Origin of the sequence: Sporosarcina sp. PTS2304, assembly GCF_003351785.1 — a bacterium.
Taxonomy (GTDB): Bacteria; Bacillota; Bacilli; order Bacillales_A; family Planococcaceae; genus Sporosarcina.
Genome location: NZ_CP031230.1, coordinates 84,666 through 106,487 on the forward strand (window position 1 = coordinate 84,666; position 21,822 = coordinate 106,487).

At 39.4% G+C, this 21,822-nt stretch carries 14 protein-coding genes; 10 read left to right on the forward strand and 4 right to left on the reverse strand.

From position 1 onward, the window contains the following. Positions 1–27: 27 nt before the first annotated feature. Positions 28–2,424, forward strand: a complete 2,397-nt coding sequence (locus tag DV702_RS00365) for an RCC1 domain-containing protein (protein ID WP_162805678.1) — start codon at positions 28–30, stop codon at positions 2,422–2,424. Between the two features lie 48 nt (positions 2,425–2,472). On the opposite strand, the gene DV702_RS00370 is transcribed toward DV702_RS00365, so the two are convergent. Next, positions 2,473–6,378 carry a DUF5011 domain-containing protein gene (locus DV702_RS00370; protein WP_114922918.1) on the reverse strand — a complete coding sequence of 1,302 codons (3,906 nt, stop codon included), beginning with the start codon at positions 6,376–6,378 and terminating at the stop codon, positions 2,473–2,475. A gap of 15 nt (positions 6,379–6,393) precedes the next feature. Next, positions 6,394–6,999 (reverse strand): Ig-like domain-containing domain, encoded by a 606-nt coding sequence (locus DV702_RS00375; RefSeq protein WP_114922919.1) that lies wholly within the window; start codon positions 6,997–6,999, stop codon positions 6,394–6,396. A gap of 95 nt (positions 7,000–7,094) precedes the next feature. On the opposite strand from DV702_RS00375, the gene DV702_RS00380 reads away from it, so the two are divergent. The 4 genes from DV702_RS00380 to DV702_RS00395 all read left to right on the forward strand — a co-directional run bounded on the left by DV702_RS00380 (position 7,095) and on the right by DV702_RS00395 (position 13,365). Beyond that, positions 7,095–9,974, forward strand: coding sequence for an Ig-like domain-containing protein (locus tag DV702_RS00380; protein WP_114922920.1), 2,880 nt, complete (start codon positions 7,095–7,097; stop codon positions 9,972–9,974). 44 nt (positions 9,975–10,018) lie between these two features. Beyond that, the gene (locus DV702_RS00385; RefSeq protein ID WP_114922921.1) at positions 10,019–10,786 is read left to right on the forward strand and encodes a cohesin domain-containing protein; all 768 of its coding nucleotides are present in this window, start codon (positions 10,019–10,021) and stop codon (positions 10,784–10,786) included. A gap of 10 nt (positions 10,787–10,796) precedes the next feature. Next, positions 10,797–12,215 carry a putative Ig domain-containing protein gene (locus DV702_RS00390; RefSeq protein WP_114922922.1) on the forward strand — a complete coding sequence of 473 codons (1,419 nt, stop codon included), beginning with the start codon at positions 10,797–10,799 and terminating at the stop codon, positions 12,213–12,215. A gap of 214 nt (positions 12,216–12,429) precedes the next feature. Further along, positions 12,430–13,365 carry a carbohydrate kinase family protein gene (locus tag DV702_RS00395; protein ID WP_114922923.1) on the forward strand — a complete coding sequence of 312 codons (936 nt, stop codon included), beginning with the start codon at positions 12,430–12,432 and terminating at the stop codon, positions 13,363–13,365. Positions 13,366–13,490: 125 nt separating this feature from the next. Here the strand turns inward: DV702_RS00395 and DV702_RS00400 are convergent, their stop codons facing one another. Together DV702_RS00400 and DV702_RS00405 are read right to left on the reverse strand one after the other, a co-directional pair. Beyond that, positions 13,491–15,176 (reverse strand): methyl-accepting chemotaxis protein, encoded by a 1,686-nt coding sequence (locus DV702_RS00400; protein ID WP_114922924.1) that lies wholly within the window; start codon positions 15,174–15,176, stop codon positions 13,491–13,493. A gap of 315 nt (positions 15,177–15,491) precedes the next feature. Further along, the gene (locus DV702_RS00405) at positions 15,492–15,779 is read right to left on the reverse strand and encodes a hypothetical protein (protein ID WP_114922925.1); all 288 of its coding nucleotides are present in this window, start codon (positions 15,777–15,779) and stop codon (positions 15,492–15,494) included. 197 nt (positions 15,780–15,976) lie between these two features. On the opposite strand from DV702_RS00405, the gene DV702_RS00410 reads away from it, so the two are divergent. The 5 genes from DV702_RS00410 (at position 15,977) to DV702_RS00425 (ending at position 21,806) form a co-directional block, all read left to right on the forward strand. Next, complete coding sequence (locus DV702_RS00410) at positions 15,977–17,407, forward strand: helix-turn-helix transcriptional regulator (RefSeq protein ID WP_114922926.1); 1,431 nt, start codon at positions 15,977–15,979, stop codon at positions 17,405–17,407. 210 nt (positions 17,408–17,617) lie between these two features. After that, positions 17,618–19,300 (forward strand): urocanate hydratase, encoded by a 1,683-nt coding sequence (hutU, locus tag DV702_RS00415; protein WP_114922927.1) that lies wholly within the window; start codon positions 17,618–17,620, stop codon positions 19,298–19,300. Further along, positions 19,301–20,554 carry an imidazolonepropionase gene (gene hutI, locus DV702_RS00420; protein ID WP_114922928.1) on the forward strand — a complete coding sequence of 418 codons (1,254 nt, stop codon included), beginning with the start codon at positions 19,301–19,303 and terminating at the stop codon, positions 20,552–20,554. A 196-nt stretch (positions 20,555–20,750) separates the two neighbouring features. Continuing rightward, positions 20,751–20,888 (forward strand): hypothetical protein, encoded by a 138-nt coding sequence (locus DV702_RS16735; RefSeq protein ID WP_162805679.1) that lies wholly within the window; start codon positions 20,751–20,753, stop codon positions 20,886–20,888. A 219-nt stretch (positions 20,889–21,107) separates the two neighbouring features. After that, positions 21,108–21,806 carry a CBS domain-containing protein gene (locus DV702_RS00425; protein WP_114922929.1) on the forward strand — a complete coding sequence of 233 codons (699 nt, stop codon included), beginning with the start codon at positions 21,108–21,110 and terminating at the stop codon, positions 21,804–21,806. Positions 21,807–21,822 lie beyond the last annotated feature (16 nt).

A 21,822-nucleotide genomic window follows, 5' to 3' on the forward strand; every position in this document is an offset into this window, starting at 1 on the left:
CTAAGTAAAAAAGGAGTTGAGTTGAGTTTGTTCACTCAATTTACTAAGAAATATCTTGTATTATGTCTACTATTTGCTTCCTTTTTGATTTCCTTTGGAGATTCTGCAGAAGCCTATGGAATTGCAAATCATAAAAACGTGGTGGATGCAGGGAAAAGTCATTTAGTAGTATTAAAGGAAGATGGAAGTGTTTGGGGTTGGGGGGATCGCACCTATGGTCAACTAGGTGCAGGTCCTGCTACACCACCTGGCACCGCTTTGCCGATTCAGATGACCGGTGGAAATCGATTATCAGATATTATCGCAATCTCAGCAGGTGGAAACTTTACGGTTGCACTTGACGTGAACGGAAAAGTCTGGAGTTGGGGGTTAAATGACTATGGTCAATTAGGTCGATTACCTGTTGGAGGTTTTTCTAGTAATCCAGATATTATCGAACCTGGAGGGATGGTCGATATTTCAGCAGGTGAAAGTCATGTGTTGGCTGTTGACGGTTCCGGTAATATCTGGGCTTGGGGATATAATGCGTATGGCCAGCTAGGAAGAACAACACTGGGTTCTAGGTTCTCAGAAACTCCGGTACAAGTAGCCGGATTAGATAACGTCGCAACCGTAGTGGCCGGAAAAGATCATTCCATTGCGTTGAAAAAAGACGGTACAGTGTGGGCTTGGGGACGCAATACGTATGGTCAGCTAGGTTTAGGTCAGACAACGGACTACAATGATGAACCTAGACCGATCCCTGGATTAAGCGGAATTATCGAAATTGCGGCTGGTGACAATCATTCATTAGCTCTGAAACAAGACCGCACATCATTACTTGCTTGGGGTCGTAACTTTTATGGTCAACTTGGAGACGGCGGCTATGAAAATAAGCTTGATCCGTTTGAAGTGAAAGGTGTAAGTAATATTCGTTCGATCGCAACAGGAGATAATCATACAATTATTGTCAAAGATGACGGAACCGTTTGGCAATGGGGACGTAACGCGTCAGGGATTCAAACATCACAAACCGCACCTATTCAAATTAAAGGAATGACAGATGCCATTGCTATCGGTGGCGGAGGTTATTTGGATAGCTATACACTCGCGGTCAAACAAGACGGCACGGTTTGGCAATGGGATAGACTGTCGTCAGACACAACGACCAAGCTACCGATCTTCAAACAGGTATCAGGTATTGACGGTGTTATGAAACTAGATGAATATCCATTTGTTCAAGGTGGACAAGTAAAGTTCCGTTTCATCGGTGATTCAGATACGGTGGATGTTAAACTAAACGGTAGCTTTAACGAAAATGTAGACTTACAGATGGAACGAATTAGCGGTACGGTTTGGGAATTGCAAGTCGAACTCCAGCCGGGACAGTATGAGTATGGTTTCCGAGTGAATGGAGAGTGGACGGTTGATCCACTGAATCGAGACAAAACTATTGATGACTTTGGACGAACATTCAGTGTGCTAAAGGTAGCTCCATATGCGACGGTGGGTCCTATTATTGATAATAAAGAAGTTACGTTCACATACAGTAGTTTCGATTATCATGATCTACTTGAATTGGATGCCAAGTCAAAATCTGTTTCTGTTATGGGGAACTTTGGTGATAACTATCACTGGATTGAGATTCCGATGGTGAAGCAACCGAATAATACATGGAAAGTATCTAGAACATTAAAGCCTAGGGACTATTATTATTCCTTTGTTGTACGTGATGCAAAGAGTGGAGCAGTAGCTGAAAAGCGTAACGATCCCTTGAATCCAAGCTTGCAGACAGATTCGTTAACAGGGATTTCTCGCAATACATTTATCGTGACGGAAAATGTACTGACGAAAATTCCGGTAGCCGCAATAGCGTTAAGCAAAGGTCCCGAAATGGATTTAGTAGTAGGAGAACAATCGACTTTAGTCGCTAGAATCAGTCCATCAAACGCGACCAATCAAAATGTCAATTGGTACTCTAGCAAACCAACGATAGTGAGTGTGGAAGGCGGTAAGCTCACTGCGCACTCAGCAGGAACGGCTACTATTGTCGCTACGAGTGTAGATGGGGGAAAGGTTGCGACTGTTACGGTAACAGTTGAAAAGCAAGAAGGAGCAGTTTCTTATCCGCGCGTTGGTTTTAAAACAGAAGATGAACGTTTTAATGTCGAGCCAACAAAAGTTTGGAAAATCCGATTTAATCAAAAGTTAGATAGTAAGACATTTAATTCTGACAGTGTCTATGTACTAAATGAATCGGGAGTGTCTATGCCGCTTGGTTATCAAGTGTCGGCAGATGGGGAAACTATGGAGATTCGTCTGCAAAGTGGCTATCAGTACAAAAAAGGTGCTAATTACTATTTGTTTATAGAAGATAAAGTAAAGGCGTTAGATGGTCGAAAGTTAAGCAAACCCGTACAAATGAAATTCCAAATTAAATTATGAGTAATTTGAAAAGAGCCGCTTCCCATATAGGGAGCGACTCTTTTTTCGTTATTTAATTTTAAATGTTTGAAGTAAGGACTTTTTCAGGAATTCCTTATTTTTTGTATTTCCTTTAAACTGTCGATCGATATGAAGCGTATATTGCTTGCCACGGGTGTAAGCAGTTTTGGGAACGACGTATATCGTTTTTCCATCATTACTCATTTGCAGTTCAGTTTCGACTTTTTGATTGGTCGTATCATCCGTGACGAAGATCAAACCAGAATATAGGGCTTCGCGATCTACTCTAGCATTAAATTTTACAGACAATACTTTATGCGTATCATAAGCAGGTACGGTTTTGCTCCAATCAATCGAATGATCTGTAGGAAGTGTAGCAACAGGACTGATTTGACCATTTTTCACTACGACTGCATATAATTCTGCATTTGTTTCTATAGTTTGTCCCGCTTGATATTCTGTCCACTTAAGAATATCAGCAGGAGAGGCATCTATTACGTAATTGCTAAGTGCCGGCTTAGCACCGGTTTGAGCACTACGAACAAAAGAGATATCTTTACTGCTTGTTGTATAGTAAATCTTAATCGCTGGATCTTTTGCAGATGTATTCAATTTATAAGAGTTTTTGCCGTCTTTTTTAGTAGGTGCAGAAATGATAGGTGCATCTAGCTTATCGACAAGTGTGTATGCTCCAGGCTCTCTGATCAATCCAGTGATTTTAGTAGTTGTAGTAGAACTTGGTAATACGATTGTATATTGTTTTCCGTTTACCTCCATTACCTTGGCAAATACTTTTGTGCCAAATTTGGGAAGCTCTAGTTCGACTGGTTGCATGAAACGAGAGAGATTACCCCAATTTACTTCAAATGTACCTTTCGTAGGCTCAGTAAAAGTAAGTGTAGAAGAAGATGACTCAACTACGTTACTTGCTGGAACGTGCAATTTTGTTGTAAGAGTAGAAAACGTAATTCCTTTCTCCATCGCTTCAGTTCTCTCTGCAGCAGTTAAAGAATGAGTTGGTTGACTAGTGGAAAGCACAATGTTCTTTTCGATAGGTTTCGCTACAGTGGTGCTCTCTTTAGCTACTGTCACTTTTACTGTATAAATTCTCGATGGTGTGTTATCTGTACTTCTCACTGTATATATCACATCATTTGTAAAATTAGTTTTCTTTTCAGGATCCGGTGAAATTGTACCGATAATTGTCATGACAGGAGTCAAGCTTGTGAGTAATGTTCCTTTAGGTACAGTCACAGAAATTGTGCCTGTATTCGGACCTGTGTTGTGATCGATGACACTGATCGCATCTACTTCTTTAAAGTTGAAATCAGTAATTTGGGCTGTAGTTTTCACTTCATCAAAAATACTAATATTTATCGGAAGTGAAGGTTGGCTTTCTATGCCGTTTACTGTTTGAGTGGCGTAGTAGCCAATGCCTGCTGGAACGTTTGTAAATATAGCTACAGTACCTGTTGTAACTAGCTTTGTATCCATCAGTTGATCATATGAATTATATAATTTTACTATAGTCGGTTTAGCAGCATTAGGCAGAGTGCCGTACTGTTTGACTAGTACATTTAGTTCCTTTGTGTTGTTATTATAATTTGGTCTATCAAGCTTTTCTGGCGCAACTGTGATTGTTCGATACTTTGGATCAGCTTCTTTTCCACGTATTGCTTTTGCGACATATTTAATAGTGTACAGACCAGGCGTTTGAATTGTGACGCTAGGAAGCTGTATCGAAGTTCCTTGAACATTAGTAATCTCGCTCACAATCGTGTCAGTCGTTGGTCCAGTAAGAACAGCGCTTAAAAATAAATATCCATCTTTACTTAATAAATAGTCATCTGCGGTCGCACCTGGATCCGTGAAACGATTGGAACTTGTGTAATATGGATCGAATGAGCTACCCATTGTTACATTAATATGTTCAGGACCTTGTAAGGTGATATAAGGTTTGTCAATATCTACAACCTCTGCTGTGTTAGATACGTTACTAGAAATCCCATTTACTTCTTGGGTTACTCGATAACGCCCAGGACTTAAATTTTTAAAGACATAAGTAGTTTCTTTTGAATCTAAAATCTTTTCTGTAATTGGTATGTTCGTAAAGACGTCATCACTGTTCGCTTTATAAAGCTTAAGTGTAGTAGTAGTGGAACCTATTCCTACAAAAATATTAGTGACACCGATTTCTCCTTTAGTTGCAATGCTACCGATTGCGATAACCGGCTTAGGTTTGACAATGACAGTTCTAGTCAAAGCGGGTCTAGCATTTGTAATTTTGTCCACTGCTTCATTGCCAGCCTCATCTTTCACATCGTACGTAATCGTATAGCTTCCCGGAACCTTTTCATTCACTGTATCTCCACCGATGATTACTTGTAGCGTACCGGGAACATCTATATTATCTTTTGCATCGTATCCAGGATCTACGAACGGTGTGCCCACTTCAATTTCCATTGTAGCAGTGCCTTTTAATTTTAATTCGGGTGGTGTCGTATCTAAAATATCCATTCGTTCAGAACTTTCACTTTGTACACCCCCGAATTCTTGAACTACAAAATATCCTATTCCGACAGGTACTCTTTGAAATGTAAATGAACCGCCGTTAGCTCTCACTTTTTTTTGAATGACTCTCGCATTTTCTATAGTATTACTACCACTCGGATCTTGGTACAAAGTTAACGTCGCATTGTTAAAGACGTTTTTAACTGTAATTTCACCAGTAATGTGATATTCAATAGGAGAAGTTCCATGTGTTTCTAATGTATCTTTCGTACGTTCTAACTCGATAGTTTCAGGATAGACAATCACTTTTCGATCTATACTGGAATAGAGTGAAGGATCCGTGCAGTCAGTCGCTGTGTATCGAACAATATATTCGCCAGGATTCGGTTTCGTATTATGTCCATTAAACGTCAAATACATTATATTCAAACTAATCTTTACCCCAGGTGTACAAGATATCGGCTCTGTCCGTTGAGTAGTAGTACCATTTTTGTCCGTTATGTTGACACCAAATTCTGTATACGTGTCTTGAGAAGATTTATTATGGTGCAGCTCAATAGTGGCAGGACCTTCTAATTCAAGAATAGGCTTTTGTTGATTTTTTATGACGAGTTCATTTGATAGTTCACTTTCTAAAGTATCTTCCACCTGTCTTACAGTGTAAACTCCCGCACGTAAGCCATCGAATTTATGTATTACACCGGTAGAAGGCATACGTTTTTCTTCTATCCCTAGTTCACCTTCATTTTCAGCGCGGTACAGAATAAGCATATTTTCTTTTTTTGTATTAACAACAGTTAATTCGCCCAAGTTATTAGTTGCGCCTGAATCTTTTGGTGATTGAATAGTAACTTTGTCAGGTTTTACACTGACGAGGCCGGATGGAGTACTTTCTGCTCTGTTAAATGTTTGTGTTACCCGATAAGCTTTGTTCGCATCAATGCCATCAAAAATTACCTCTCTATTAGCATCTACAGCTTTAGATTGGTAAGGAGTAGTACTACCCGGCTTGTAAAGATTTACTGTACTCCCTATCATTGCTTCTTTCACAATTAACTGATAAGGACTACTTTCAAAAGTAGTTAAGGCTTTCGGTTTGACTGTTATAACGGGCGATATTTCAGTAATGGTGTTACTCATACCTTCACTATCTACTATAGTTTTTGCAGCTTCAACTACGTAAAGTCCTGGAGAAACGTCAGTGAACTCGGACTCGCTTCCTAAGACATTCCCTATCTGAGCATTAGTATCCTTGTCACGTAAAATGATTTGCCATAGATTATTCCCACCGTTCATAGTAACAGATATATTAGCCTTATCGTTTGTCTCTACCTCTACAGTCGACGGGACACTTCCAGAAAAACTAGATGCGACACTCGGTAGCGGACCAAGCGTCGTGAATACTAACAAAAAAGATAAGAACGCACAAAAAAACTTGTTCATACTATTCAATCCTTCCTATTTCACCTCATAATATTGTGTTTCTATTACATGTTTAGTTTCATCCATCACTCGGATCGTTATTAAATCCCCTTGCAATAAACCGATTTGCCCTTTCGAAAATGAATCTACGCCGTTGCGAATGAACATAACCGGAGTTGCGCTATTCACAGCATAGGAAGCGTATGCTACTTCGGGAGTGACAGTAATAGAGATGGTAGTCGCTAAAGAATTCATCGTAGCCGAAATGTTTTTTATATACGTACCGATTATTTCAAATTCTTTTGTCACATTTTTGTTTAATACGTTTCCAGAACTAGATTCAAAATTAGCAGGAATCGTCAATATATACCGTTCACCAAACAAGTATGGATTTTTTGGTTTAACTATAACTTTCTCTGAATCTGCCGATAGAAATAGAGATAGCTTTTTACCTTTTGATTGCACGTTGATTCTTTCTAAGTTCACTGTTTGATTGGAAACATCTTTATTAAATGTAATCGTCCACGGCTTCATGGGATCAGTAATGGGGTGACTCGTTGTTGCGAAGGTTGTATGAGTAGTAAATAAACCACTCACTAGAAAACCGATGCAAACAAGGGAAGAGAGTAAACGTATTCGCATAGCAAAATCTCCTTTTAATGTGTTGGTAAGTCGCAAAGACAAACTGTTTAAAGACAAGTAAGTCCTATCTATATTATCGGGAAGGAAGTTGAAAAATGAAGATACATTTGAAAGTCATTGCGGTGATTTCATTAGTAGCTGTTGCAGTGCTATTCAAACATCCGCTCGTTACAGAGGCTGCGAATGAGTACACAAATCAAAGTTGTGGATTGGATCACGGACGCGATATTATGTTTGTTATTCAAGATACTCCAGGAATGCAAGCGCAGGATCCTAGCCAAGAGCGTCTAACAGTTACAACGGATGTAGTTGGAACTGCCGGTACATTAGATCGTTTTGGTGTAATCGGTTTTAACGAAGAGGTCACAAAGAGCCTGCCAGTTAACTCTAACCCTTTTAAAGTGAAAGCTGAACTTCAAAAACTTAAAGAAGTATCTACTAATAATGGAATTGACGTGAGCAAAGGGCTTGCGGAGGCTATAAAGACCTTGTCTGCAACTTCTACAGCGAATGATAAAATTATCGTACTGATGACAGTTGGTACATCGATCAATAACGAAAAAGTGATAAAGTTAGCGCGGGAAGCTTATGAAAAAAATATTCAGATACATACAATAAGCTTCGGTAGCACGGCATCTTCAATAATAGATGAAACGACGTTAAGAAATATATCAGAGGAAACAGGCGGAAATTACAATCCTTGGGTAAATGCAGCTTATTTGAAAAATTTATTGGAAAATCTACAGCAGCAACTTGCTAATTTTCCAGGTCGTGAACTTCGCAGTGATTGGAAGTTAACTAGTGACGTAACAGAAGCAAAGGGACTTCTAGTGCATGAGAATGTTAAAATCGATTTGAATGGTTATAACTTGACTGTAAATGAGGATTTGGTGCTGTTAAAATGTGCAGAAGTACGAGTGGTCAACGGAAAAACTCTCCAAGCTAAAAATATTGAGCAGAAATCTGCATCAACTATTCGATTGAACAATAGTCAATTACAGGCTACGAACAAGTTAACGTCAGATGGTCAAATTATTGTCAATGGAGACTATAAAGGACCAGCGATTTCAGAAATAATAACGGAAGAATACAATCAGCGAATTCACGGGTACTTGAATGTGAATGGTCAATCAGCAACGTTTGCATCTACTGTTTTGCAAGAAGGAAAAGTAGACTTGCATGGCGGTATGTTTCATGCGAAAAGCAATCTACAGCAAAAAGGCCGATTCAATGTACAAGAGGGCACATTACGAGTAGATGGGAATTTAACGATCAACGGAGGACCTTTACTCGATGATGCTTTTTTAGAAAATAAATCGTTAGACGTAGGCGGAGGGTTAGTGCAAGTCGGTTCGAAAGATGAAATGGCTGTAACAAGAAATTCTGGAAATGTTATACAAGAGAACGGACAGTTATTCGTCAACCACGGTACAGTAGATATTTATGGCGATTATTTAATTAAAGACGGTTGGTTAACGATGATCAAAGGCTCAATGGATACAGCAACTCCACAATATAGTAAGGGAGACGGTGACTTCGTTCACGTTCATGGGAATTTCTCTACTGCGAGCAAAAGAAATCATGCGACGCGTCACTATATACAACTAGGCAAACAAATGAATGATCAAGGGCATTTAACGGATGGAGTACTTAAAGTAGAAGGTACGTTTACGCAAACAGGAAACGGTGAAGGGCATCCGATTTACAGTGATCGAGCGATGAATTATGAAAAAGATTATAGCCGCTACAATTTTCATGCAGAAGGACGGCATAAAGTGGCGATGATGAATCAGCAAACAATTCGTGTTGCTGGTACTGGTTTCACATTTAACTTGTTGGAGCTTCATGGAAAGTTACAACAGTATCCAATGAAAGGACCAGTGCTTTGGAATAAGTTAAATGAAGTAGAAAAATCATCAAATGCGCTTTTAGCTAGTTTAACAATAAATGATGAGTCAGTTGTTGGTTTTACACCGAGTAACTTTAATTACTTTAACCATGCAGTATCCGGTGATAGCTTTCCAACAGGTGGTGCTCAAACAGTAAAAGTAGATGCACGACCACAAGACCGCAACGCTACAATTACAATTTTGAATCGTACAGTCGCAGCCAATGGTGTGGGAGAAGTAAAGGTTCAGGTAACAGCTGCTGACGGTGAGACCAAATCAGTATATACGGTCAGCATAATCGTTGGATCAAGTTCAAACAGTAAAGTAACATCTATTAAATTAGATCGTAAAGAGATTTTGTTTAATAAAGATGGTAACAATGAGTATAAACCTAAAAATATTGCCATTGGTTATACAGTGTATCCAACAAACGCTGCCAATCAACAGGTGAATTGGGTATCTACTAATCCAACGGTTGCTAAGGTGAACCCTAGTGGAATTGTTACGCCACTTACACCTGGTGAAACGAGCATCGTAGCGACTACCGTTGACGGTGGCTTTATCGATTCGGCTACGGTAAGAGTGTTGAATCCGAATGATTTACTACAAGGTATTAAGACATTAGAGGACTTTGTTAGTGATAATAATCGCTTTGATAAAATTATGAGTGGTTTATATGACTTGAAAAAAATAGGCTTTGTCGTTCCGGGTTTATACATTGAAAAATTAACATTCACGACTTCAGGTATATTAACTGGTGGTACAATTGATGTAAATGCTAATTCAGGCATTAGTCGTGTAGAAGTTCGTGTGAATGGAAACGTATTAGGGGCTAATAAGGTTGGGAATCAGTTTATTTTTAATCGTGCTTCGATGAAAGTAACTGATTATGTAGAAGTGATTGCTTATGACAGCGTTTCAAATGAATTAGAACGTGTAGCGACAACATATCCAGTAGAATTCAAACAAAACGCTGGAGTGGCTCCAGGATACTATTCAGTCGAAATACTTATAAAAAACACTCAATTATTTAATGAGATTTTAAATAAGTATGCACCAAGTCAACTACGCTTCATCGCAAACTAACAACTAGGAGGTAGGGCGTACACAGGTGCGCCCATACATCATTTATGAAAAATATCAAAACACTCATATGGCTAAGTATTCTACTGCTACTTATACCAGCGATTCCAACGCAAGCAGCTACTAATCAAACAGCAGTAGGTGTATCATCCGCTTTTCTCGAAAGGACAGGCGTCGTAAACTTATCTGTATTCATCAGTAGTGATGAAAAGATTGCTGGAGGTTCTCTAGACATATTGTATGACACGGAAAAATTACGAATAAATGCAACTGATGCCAACATGACAAATGCACTATCATCTTATTTAACATCAGGAGGCAGTGACGGGGCGGGAACAATTTCCTTGTCATTTGCAAAAGCTACAGGAAGTGTAGTCGACAGCACCGTTATGGAAATAAAAGCTACTGTGCTTGCCGGCGGTTCGGGTCAAGTGAATGAGCTTACGTTAGCCAATGTTGAACTGTATACAGAGCAAGGTAAAAAGATTACAGCACAACTGATTGATGGGCAAATAAAACCGTTTGAAGGAAAAGAAGAAACATATACTAAACCTGTAACGGGCAATAAGTCTTGGGTCATTACTTTGAGTACTCCATATAATCCGGCAACTTTGAACGCGCAGGCAGTGAGCATGAAGCGTGGTTCGTATGTAGTACCAGTAGAAGTGGAAGTAGTGAGCGCAAAGCAGTTCCGAGTAAAACCTGTAGAAACGTATACACGCGGAACATACACAATGGATATTACCGATCAACTCCGTTCAGCAAACGGTAAAAAACTAAGTCAACCTGTGCGCTTTACGTTCAAGGTAAATTGAGGTGAGAGATATGAAAAGTACAATGAATAAAGTAATGACGCTAGTAATGATAGTTTGCGTTGTATTGCTTACAGGTTTTATCGGGGAAAAAGTACAAGCTGAAACGTTGGAAGTCGGAGAAAGCCGTTCACTTGGGACAAAAGTGGAAGTGCCGGTGACTGTGCGTGATGCCATGTATTTAAGTTCAGGTAACTTTGTAGTGACGACTCCGGCATCTGCGAAAGGGGTTGTATTGAAAGATTTTCGTCCTTCACCTGCGTTTGCTGATCAACTATTCCGCACGAAATGGAGTATCACTTCAAATAAACTCGATTTGAACTTTTTACCGATCTCAGGTAAAGAGGAAAGATTAGCAAATAAGAAAATTACGATTGGTTATTTAGTCTTTGAACTCTCATCTTCATTTAACGAAGGAGAATCTGTCAAGCTGTCCTTAGAATCAGCTAATTTGAAGGGACGATCCGATACTTCGTTAATCGTTACACCGATGCATGGTAAAATTGAACGAAAAATGCCTGTAGGTGACGTAGTAGGTAATAACAAGCCGACTGCAGCTGCAGCCATTCGCATCTTGCAGCATTTAAATCAACCCATTACTGACCGGGAAGCATTTCTTTCCGCAGATGTGAATGGGGATGGAAAGCTAACTCAGGAAGATGCGCAAATCATACTTGATTATATAACAGGCAAGCGAACGACATTTCTAGCGATCCAGTCAAAAGAGCTAGATCATGCGGTACTAAAGAGTGAGTATAACGAGCAAGTGACTGCAGTGCATGGACGTGCACCTTATATATTTAAGCGTGTAGGCAGCTTACCTACAGGTCTGAACCTTGATGAAACAACTGGTGAAATTAGCGGAGTTCCTACTCGTGCAGGAAACTTTAACTTTACGATTCAAGTAACCGATGCGGTAGGTGATATCGAAAAGCAGTTATTCAGTATCGAAGTGATTGATTCGAATATTTTGACTGTCGAAAAACCACTACCTGTCAACGTTATGTTAAATGGCACACCAGAACTGCCGTCTAAAGTGAATGTCACATATAAAGATAAAACAACAGGTAAAGAGTCTGTAACTTGGCAACCTGTAGATACATCCAAAATCGGTACAGTCCTAGCAAAAGGTAAAATTGGAGATAGCGGATTTACTGTGAATGTAGAAGTCAACGTGGTGGCCACAAATTACTTGAATAATGTAACGATCGGATATTCTCCATTATTTAATATGTATACAATTAAAGTCGATGTTTCAGAAGAGGTTTATAGTGTAACTGTCAACTCGATATACTCTATGCACTTTGAAGGGGAAAAGAAATTTAGCTTGATAAGTACGAATTTTAAAACCAATTCTCTAGTCACTTTTCGAATGTATGACAAATACGGTAATTTGCTTGAAACAAAGCAACATATTTTGAAACCAGATTAACTAATTATGAAGGCCTCCTCACTGATTTGAGTCTAATCAGCAAGGAGGCCTTTTTCAAGATATTTAAACGTTGTTCGTATCAGGTTACATGTCACCTAAGTGTACGAGTAGTAATAGAGGAAGTAAAAGAATTGAGTGATAGTCTAAAGTAATCAACCAATTCACAACATATCCATGATAGGATAATAAGAAAACGTTCGAGGAGGTCTGGTAAATGAACAACGCATTAGAAAAACATGTTCTGATTTATGGAGATATCTTCGTAGACTATATCGCGACAGATGATACAAATTCGAACTTCTCGAATTTCCTTGGAGGAGCAACTGTCAATGTAGCAGCCGGAATTTCAAGATTAGGTGCAAAATCTTCATTGATTACGATGATCGGGGAAGATGAAGATTCTGTGTTTGCCGAAAATGAACTTCATCAGGAAGGTGTCGATTTAACATATGCTATTCGGTCGAAACAGAAGAAAGTAAACCGTGTGTATGTTCATCTCACACCAGAACATGATCGAGTATTTGCGAAATACGTAGATGACACGCCACATCTACAAGTCACTCCAGACGACTTACGAGAAGAAGCTTTCCATCGAGCTACCATTTTGCATATTTGTTCAGGAACTATGTTTCAGCCTACAGCATTGCAGACGACTAAAAGAGCAGTTGAACTGGCAAAAATGACGGGTACTTTTCTTTCATTCGACCCTAATATTCGGCCGTTACGCTGGAAAAGTGAAGACATCTGCCGTCGGACAATCCTACCTTTTTTACAACAGACGGATTTGCTGAAATTAACTGAAGAAGAATTACTTTTTCTAATGGAAAAAACAGAAATAGAAGAGGCGCTTGAAGCACTATCAGCCTATGAAATTCCTGTAGTGATGATGACGATGGGAGAATCGGGAACCCTCGCGATCATTGAAGGCGTACGAAAACATATCGGAGTAGAAGCGATAGATCCTGTAGATACAACAGGTGCAGGGGATGCATTCATGGCGGCAGTACTTCATGGTCTTCATGTAAAAGGGAAGCCGGAAAAATTTGAGGAGATGCATGCCTTGATTTCATTTGGCAATCAAATGGGCGCTTTATGTGCAATGAAACCCGGGGCCCTATCTGCTATGCCGCATGCTGATGAATTAGAATAAGTAGTTTTAATGATGTGTCTGTAGATTGCGTTCGCGCTCATAGAATCCGCATCAGCGCTCATAGCTACTGTCATCCTAAATAAAAACAAGCCATCCACAAAAAAGTGGATGGCTTGTTTACACTGTTACACTTTAAATTCCTGTATCACTTGCTGTAGAGTCATGGCTTGTTCGCTTAAGTCGTGGGCGACAGTGTTTATTTCTTCGATGGTTGCCATTTGTTCTTCTACAGCGCCAGAGTTTTGTTCTGTTTGAGCAGAGGCTTCGTCAGCTTGCGCGGCGATTTCTTGAACAGAAGCGGAAACTTGTTCGGCGCTGGCGGAAATTTCTTCTGAAGCTGCTGAGATGTCTTCTATTTGTCCGCCCATCATTTGAATGGCTTCGACAATTGTCAAGAAAGCTTTTCCAGCCTCATCAATGACATGAACACCTTGCTTTGCGTTTTTCAAGCTTTCTTCAATAGAAGTTTCCACGTTTTGAGTGTCTATTTGGATATCTGCCGTTAATTTAACGATTTGACTGGCTGAATTTTTTGATTGCTCAGCTAGACTTCGAACTTCATTGGCTACGACTGCGAATCCTTTTCCTTGCTCACCGGCTCTAGCTGCTTCAATAGCTGCGTTAAGTGCAAGAAGATTGGTTTGTTCAGTAATGTCTGTAATGACTTTTGTAATGTTTTCAATTTCTACAGTTTGTCTGCTCAAGCGTTCGATTAATTCGCTAGTTTGCTGAGAGGATGCATAAATGATATTCATTTGGTCTTTTGCAAGTTGGACAGAATGCTCGCTGTCACCTGCTAATTTCTCCGTTTCTTCTGCACTAGCATTTAAGTGTAATGCGGATTCTGCAATTCGTTGCACCCCAATTGCAGTTTCTTCCATCGCTAATGAACTCTCTTTTGCGGATGCTGCTGAAATTTGTGCACCTGTTGAAATTTGATCCATATTTTTGCTCACTTCGTGGGAAGCTTTCGTTACTTCCTCCGTGCTTGCAGATAGTTCTTCAGCTGAGGCAGTGACGTGCAATGCGTTGTCATGAATCGTACTAATTACATTTCTTAGATTATGCTTCATTGTATTAAATGAATTCGCCAACTCTCGTATTTCATCATTTGCTTTAACTTGTATGTCTTCCTGTGTCAAATCACCGCTCGCCATAATAGCTGTAGCGGCAGACAAACTTTTGATTGGGCGCGAAATTGCACGATAGATAAAGTAGGCAATGAGTAAAGACAATATAGTATCTGAAATAGTGGAAGTAGTTAGCGCACGTTTTGATTTAGCAGCGCCTTCTTGAGCTTCTACACGTTTACGATCTAATTCGTTTTCTTGAAAGTTTTCCATATCTTTTCCCGCTTGTTGAATAGCAATATTAACAGGACGGATATCTGTTTCCATCACTTGTTTTGCTCCGGCTACGTCGTCTGCTTGAATGAGTCTTATAATTTCTGCTGCGCTCGTATCATATATGGCAATCTGATCTTTAGTTTCTTGAATCAGTTGTTTCATTTCCTCTGCTTGTGCATATGTAGTTAATGTCTCGATTTCCTTTTTTAATAATTGTTGATGTTCTTTGAAATTTTCTAATGCGACATCGCGTTTATCTGCCAAATACGCACGCATATACATGCCTTGCAGTGCCATTTCAGTTTGTACCGCGCTTGCGCTTAATGACATCTTCACTTGTGAATCTAACATATTTTCATAGCTCTCTGTGACGTTCTTGAGCTGGGATATACTGAAGAAGGAGAACATAAGCAAGACTGCTAACATTACACCAAATCCACCGAATATCTTTTTACCAATGGTCATTTATAATTTCCTCCTATAACTAAATTCCTAAGCATAGAATATATTTTACTATATTCTATCTATCTAAGCTAAAAGTATTTGTATATTACTAATTTATTATTAAAATAAATTCACAAATAATACGAATGAACGGCATGTACACTACTATTATCGTCTGCAAGAATATAAATTTGATAGACAAATCCAAAAAGTGTCGCTACTATCTAGCAATTTAAAAATACACAAAGCGATGAACTTTGTGCATTTTTACTAATCCCTATTTAAACGTTGTAATGTTTATAACATAGATATACTTCCTTGCTGTTCCTTTTTACATCAATACGAACTATATTTAATGGTGCAAATATCTGATAAAAAAATTTCTTGCACAGCCACATCACCAAAAGGTTGAAAATACAGCAGTCTTTTATGTCGATCAAAACGTAAAAAATAGCCGTTTTGTTGATGGTCTTTTGACTCTTTTAAAGTGATTTCAACAGGAGCTCCCATTGATAAATCAACTAAAATATGAATGATTTTTTTATCGTCATAACAGCGTGGTTCTCTCTTTGAGGGGAGGGAAGAGTCACAACCTTTACAAGGTCTATACTTTCTAGATGCCATCTGTTCAGCACCTCCTTCTCTTCTAGCGTATGTTCCAAAAAAGTAGAGAATTGTGCCGGTTCACCGGATAGGAAAAATTACGAATATGGAATTCTAGAGAAAAGATGATACAGATGTGAATGAGAAAAAGAAATTTTAGATTTCATTGACTAAATGATACAATACATAAAAACTGCCCAGAGTGAGGTGACGTAACTATGAAAATATTGCTTCTCATAAAAGATCCGCTAGAAGCACAAGGCTTACAATGGCTTCTGACTTCGCAATGGACTGATGTGACAGTAGAAGTAACAGACCAAGTAAGCGTATTACATACATTTCAAGATGCTTATCTTTATATTATTGATATGGATTTTATTAAACATGAAGAGGTAGAGCTTCCCACGCAAACTCTGTGGCTTGGCATCTCATCGGAGCGAACGTTTCAAACGGTTTATGAGGCGCTTTCAAAAAAGGCGGAAGATGTACTATTTCGACCGTTTCCACCTGAAAGATTAGTAAAACAAATTCAGCAAATTCGTTTTAGATGGCGCAACGAACAAGTGGAACGAACACAGCCAGTAACTGCCGAGAAACATTCTATTTCATATGAAGACTTAATCATTCGCGAGACTGTTATCGAATATCCGGTCTGTATGAGTTTGCTGGCCATATCCGATGTGGATGCATTGGATTTACTCGTTGATAAATTGAAAGTTCATGATTTTCCTTCTACATTTCAAGTGTTTCCGTTTTCTAATCATGTATTAGTTATTCATCAATTGAAAGAGATGCAAGCATTACATGAGGCGTATCGCATATTTTTCTCGCAGTGGAAACGACTATCAGATGCGTTGCTCACGATTTATCTTTATACAGAAGAGAAAAATATAAGTTATCGTGAATTATATAAAAAGATGCGATTATTTCACGAACGTATTTTTTATGACGGCTACGATATTATTATGCAAATTGAAGAGGAAGTTCAGTGGAAGGAACTCGATCCGTTTTTATCACCAATCGACCAGCAAAAATGGATTGAAATGTTAAATAAACAACAATTACAAAAAATACGTGATTGGCTGGAATATGATTTTCTTACGTTAGAACCGCCATATCCGAATCCCGAGATGGTACGTGTACGACTCACAAGTATATTGGCGCAAATGCGTCGTTATATGATGGCTAATTCACTCCAGTCTTCGCATGTGGAGACTTCGTATCATGAACTATTTAATAAAACGATCCAAGAGCCGATTATGTATGAGATCATCCAATCGTTCATTACATTCAGCAGTGAATTGATTAGAACATCAAGTGAGCTTAATGTATCGCAGGACTTTGTAGAAAAAGTACGTGAGAGAATGGTAATGAACTATTGGGACTCTTCTTGGAATTTAGCTGACTGCGCGGATGAAATGAAAATGCATAAAAGTACATTGAGCCGTAAGTATGCAAAAGAAGCAGAAGATTCTTTTCGTGATGCGTTATTACGTATTCGGATTGAACAAGCTAAGCGTTTATTAAAAGAGACAGATTTGGCTATCGCTGATGTGGCAATCACTTCAGGATTTTCACACCCTGCTTATTTTAGTAAACGATTTAAAGAAGCGACAGGATGGACACCTTATGCATATCGCCAATCGTGAGTTAATTTATCAAGCCTGTAGATTATGCAAAGAAAGGAATTAGCTCTTGGAAATTTATCTAACTATGATTTATATATAAGTCAACAAAGTATAAATGAAAACGTTTACCTTTAAAGAATGTGTATGAAATGTAAAATCATCACTAAAGTACAACGTAATTAACTGATGATTCTTAGTATACTAATAGTAACTTAAAAGGAGGTCATTATTATGACGATAAAACAAACACATAACGCAAGTGAAAAAGTAATTCAATATACAGGAACGGAACTTCACACGAAAGGATGGCAGCAAGAAGCGGCTCTTCGCATGCTGATGAATAATTTACATCCAGACGTAGCAGAGCATCCAGATAAACTGGTAGTGTACGGCGGAATCGGGAAAGCAGCACGTAACTGGGAAAGCTTTGATGCGATCGTTCGTTCATTGAAAGAATTGGAGAACGATGAGACATTGCTAGTACAATCAGGAAAGCCGGTTGTTATTTTCAAAACGCATGAAAATGCTCCGCGCGTATTAATCGCAAATTCTAATATCGTTCCTGCTTATGCAAATTGGGATACATTCCATGAGCTAGATAAAAAAGGTTTGATGATGTATGGACAAATGACTGCTGGAAGCTGGATCTATATCGGTTCACAAGGAATCGTACAAGGGACATACGAAACATTTGCTGAGCTAGCTAATCAACATTTCGGTGGCTCGCTAAAAGGAACAATTACAGTAACAGCTGGATTAGGTGGAATGGGTGGTGCTCAACCACTAGCAGTTACAATGGCTGGCGGAGTTTGTATCGGAATTGAAGTAGATGAAACTCGCATCGATCGCCGCATTGAAACGCGTTACACAGATGTGAAAACAGATTCATTAGATGAAGCGATTCGTCTTGCGGAAGAAGCGAAGGCAGAAAGAAAAGCCTTATCAATCGGTCTATTAGGAAATGCGGCGGATGTTTTGCCGGAAATGATTTCACGCGGATTTATTCCAGACGTTCTAACAGATCAAACATCCGCACATGACCCGTTGAATGGATATGTCCCATCTAAGATGACTATGGAAGAAGCAGCAAAACTTCGTGCTTCTAATCCAGAAGAATACGTACGTCTATCAAAAAAAGCGATGGCACAGCACGTTTCAGCGATGATCGACATGATGGATAAAGGAGCAATCACGTTTGACTATGGGAATAATATTCGTCAAGTAGCAAAAGATGAAGGCGTAGAGCGTGCATTTGACTTCCCAGGATTCGTCCCAGCTTATATCCGTCCGCAATTCTGTGAAGGAAAAGGTCCATTCCGCTGGGTAGCACTTTCAGGAGATCCTGAAGATATCCGTAAAACAGACGAAGTGATTTTACGCGAATTTAGCTACAATACACATTTGTGCAACTGGATCAAAATGGCGCAAGAAAAAATTCAATTCCAAGGGTTACCAGCTCGTATTTGCTGGTTAGGATATGGAGAACGCGCTCGTTTTGGTAAAATAATTAATGATATGGTAGCGAGTGGCGAATTAAGTGCACCGATCGTTATCGGCCGTGACCACTTGGATTCAGGTTCTGTTTCTTCACCTAACCGTGAAACTGAAGCAATGAAAGACGGTTCAGATGTAGTATCTGACTGGCCGATCCTAAATGCAATGGTCAATGCTGTTGGTGGAGCGACTTGGGTTTCTCTGCACCACGGTGGTGGCGTAGGAATGGGGTATTCTCAACATGCGGGCATGGTAATTGTTGCGGACGGTACAAAAGAAGCGGAAGCACGTCTTGAGCGTGTATTGACTACGGATCCTGGAATGGGTGTTGTACGTCACGCGGATGCAGGATATGATATCGCAATTCAAACTGCGAAAGAAAAAGGAATTAATATGCCAATGTTGAAAGGTGGAAAATAATTGAAACCAGTATGGATTAAACATGCAAAAGAACTGGCAACAATCGCGGGTGAAAATGGGGCACGTAAAGGGAAAGACATGTCTGAACTAGCAATTATTGAAGATGGAAGCGTCTGGATTGAAGACGGCAAAATTGCTGCAGTAGGTACAACAGCAGAACTGGAAGAACAGTTTGCAAACCGTACGCATGAAGCGGATATTGTCGATGCTACAGGGCGTCTAGTGACTCCGGGACTCGTCGATCCACATACGCATATTGTCTATGGAGGTAGCCGTGAGCGTGAATTTGAAATGCGTTTAGAAGGTGCTACGTATATGGATATTATGAATGCGGGTGGCGGAATTCATGCAACATGCCGTATGACACGTGAAGCGACAGAAGACGAACTAATCGAACAAAGCTCACGTCGTTTAGATTCATTTGCGAAACACGGTGTCACGACTGTTGAAGGTAAGAGTGGATACGGACTCGATTTAGAAACTGAAATGAAGCAATTACGTGTAGCAAAACGCTTAAACGAGCAGCATGCAGTCGAGATTATTCCTACATTCATGGGTGCGCATGCGGTGCCGAATGAGTATAAAGGAAACGAAGATGCATTTGTAGACTTAATCATTGACGAAATGCTTCCGGTAGTAGCGAAAGAGAAATTAGCTATCTTCAATGATGTGTTTTGTGAAAAAGATGTGTTTACTCCAGAACAGTCTGAACGTATTTTAGAAGCAGGTAAAAAGCTTGGCTTAACACCTAAAATTCATGCAGATGAAATTGTATCTTATGGCGGTGCAGAACTCGCAGCGAAAGTGGGTGCAATTTCTGCAGAGCATTTATTAAAAGCATCTGATCAAGGAATTAAAGATATGGCGGAAGCAGGAGTAATCGGTTGTCTACTTCCGGCAACTGCGCTGTTCCTTCGCGAAGAAGCAGCGAAAGGACGTCAAATGATCGATTCTGGGATGGCGGTTGCCATTTCGACAGATTGCAATCCAGGTTCTTCACCTACGACATCTATGCCTCTTGTGATGAATTTAGCATGTATCTCTATGCGTCTAACACCGGCAGAAGCCTTAGTTGCAGCAACGATCAACGCAGCGAGCGCAATTAAAGTAGAAAACCGTGTAGGATCACTAGAGGTAGGAAAACAAGGCGATTTGGTCATGTGGGATATCGGAAGTTACCAAGAACTTCAATACTTATTCGGTGTCAATCATGTAGATAAAGTTTGGAAAAAAGGTCAACAGATCGTTGGATAATAATTGGGGCTGTCCAGAAAGTCAGTGAGAACTGAGTTTCTGTGACAGCCCTTTTTCTCATGAAACGAATAGAAGAATCCTCTCTTCGCCGTTCCTTTCCGTTCCACTCGATATCTTGCTTCAAATAGGTACAAAAAAATCGCCCTTTCTAGTAGAATAAAGTTACCAAACCCACTCTACGAAAGGACGATTTTTTATGCGCGATCCAAAGATTACTTACGAACAGTACACCACAGAACAACTCACTTTTTCTATAGAAGAACATACGGCATCGTTCCGTGGCCTTGAAAAGTTTCATACGAAGTTCGGAATCGTCGCACTGGTTCACAGTTGAAAGTAGCGGGCATCCGCCGGCTACTTTCAACTGTGAACAACTACAAACCAAAATCAGGCAGAGAAAAACGAATCGTTTTTCTCTGCCTGATTTATTTTAGGGACTTATTGGACAGCCCCAATTTTTTGCCTACTAGAAATACGAAATACCTAGTGCCAAAAGTACTGAAAAGAAAAAGCATATGATATAATTAATTTGGTAAGAGAGGAGGAAAAAACATTGCCCAAAAATTCAGAACGGTTTTTAGTGGCGTATAATCGAATTGATAAATCATTAATGAAAATAACAGATCTGCCAAGTCACTTGTCATTTTCTAAAAAAATCGACAGAGCTAAAAATCAAAACGCACTTGTCGCTCATTATGAAGACGAACTTAGAGAGTTTGGAAGTTTACGTAATGCTATTGTACATAATCGAATCGGAATAGACTACACAATTGCAGAACCACACGATCATATTGTAGAAACTATTGAACTAATAGAAGAAAAGCTGTCTCATCCAGTAACAGTTAAAGAGCTCTTTGAAAGAAAAGTACATACAGTACAAGCGAATGAATCATTAGCGACTGGTTTAAAAATTGTTAAAGAAAAGAAATTTAATCAATTACCTATCTATCAAAAAGGTAGATTTATCGGTCTAATTACAGCGAATGGGATAATGAATTGGCTAGCTGGACAAGAGACGGATAACATTTCCCGGGAAATCCCGACATTATTAGACATCTACAATCATGAAAAACGTAAAAAAACATATCGTTTCGTCAAAAGTACGATGTCAGTTTATGAAGCAGAAGGTTATTTCAAGAAATCCATTATGTCTGGTAATCGATTAGAAGCTTTACTTATTACAGAGCAAGGTGGGAAAGATGAAAAATTGATAGGGATTATTACCCCGCTAGATTTATTAAAATTGGATTGACTATATAGGCTTACAT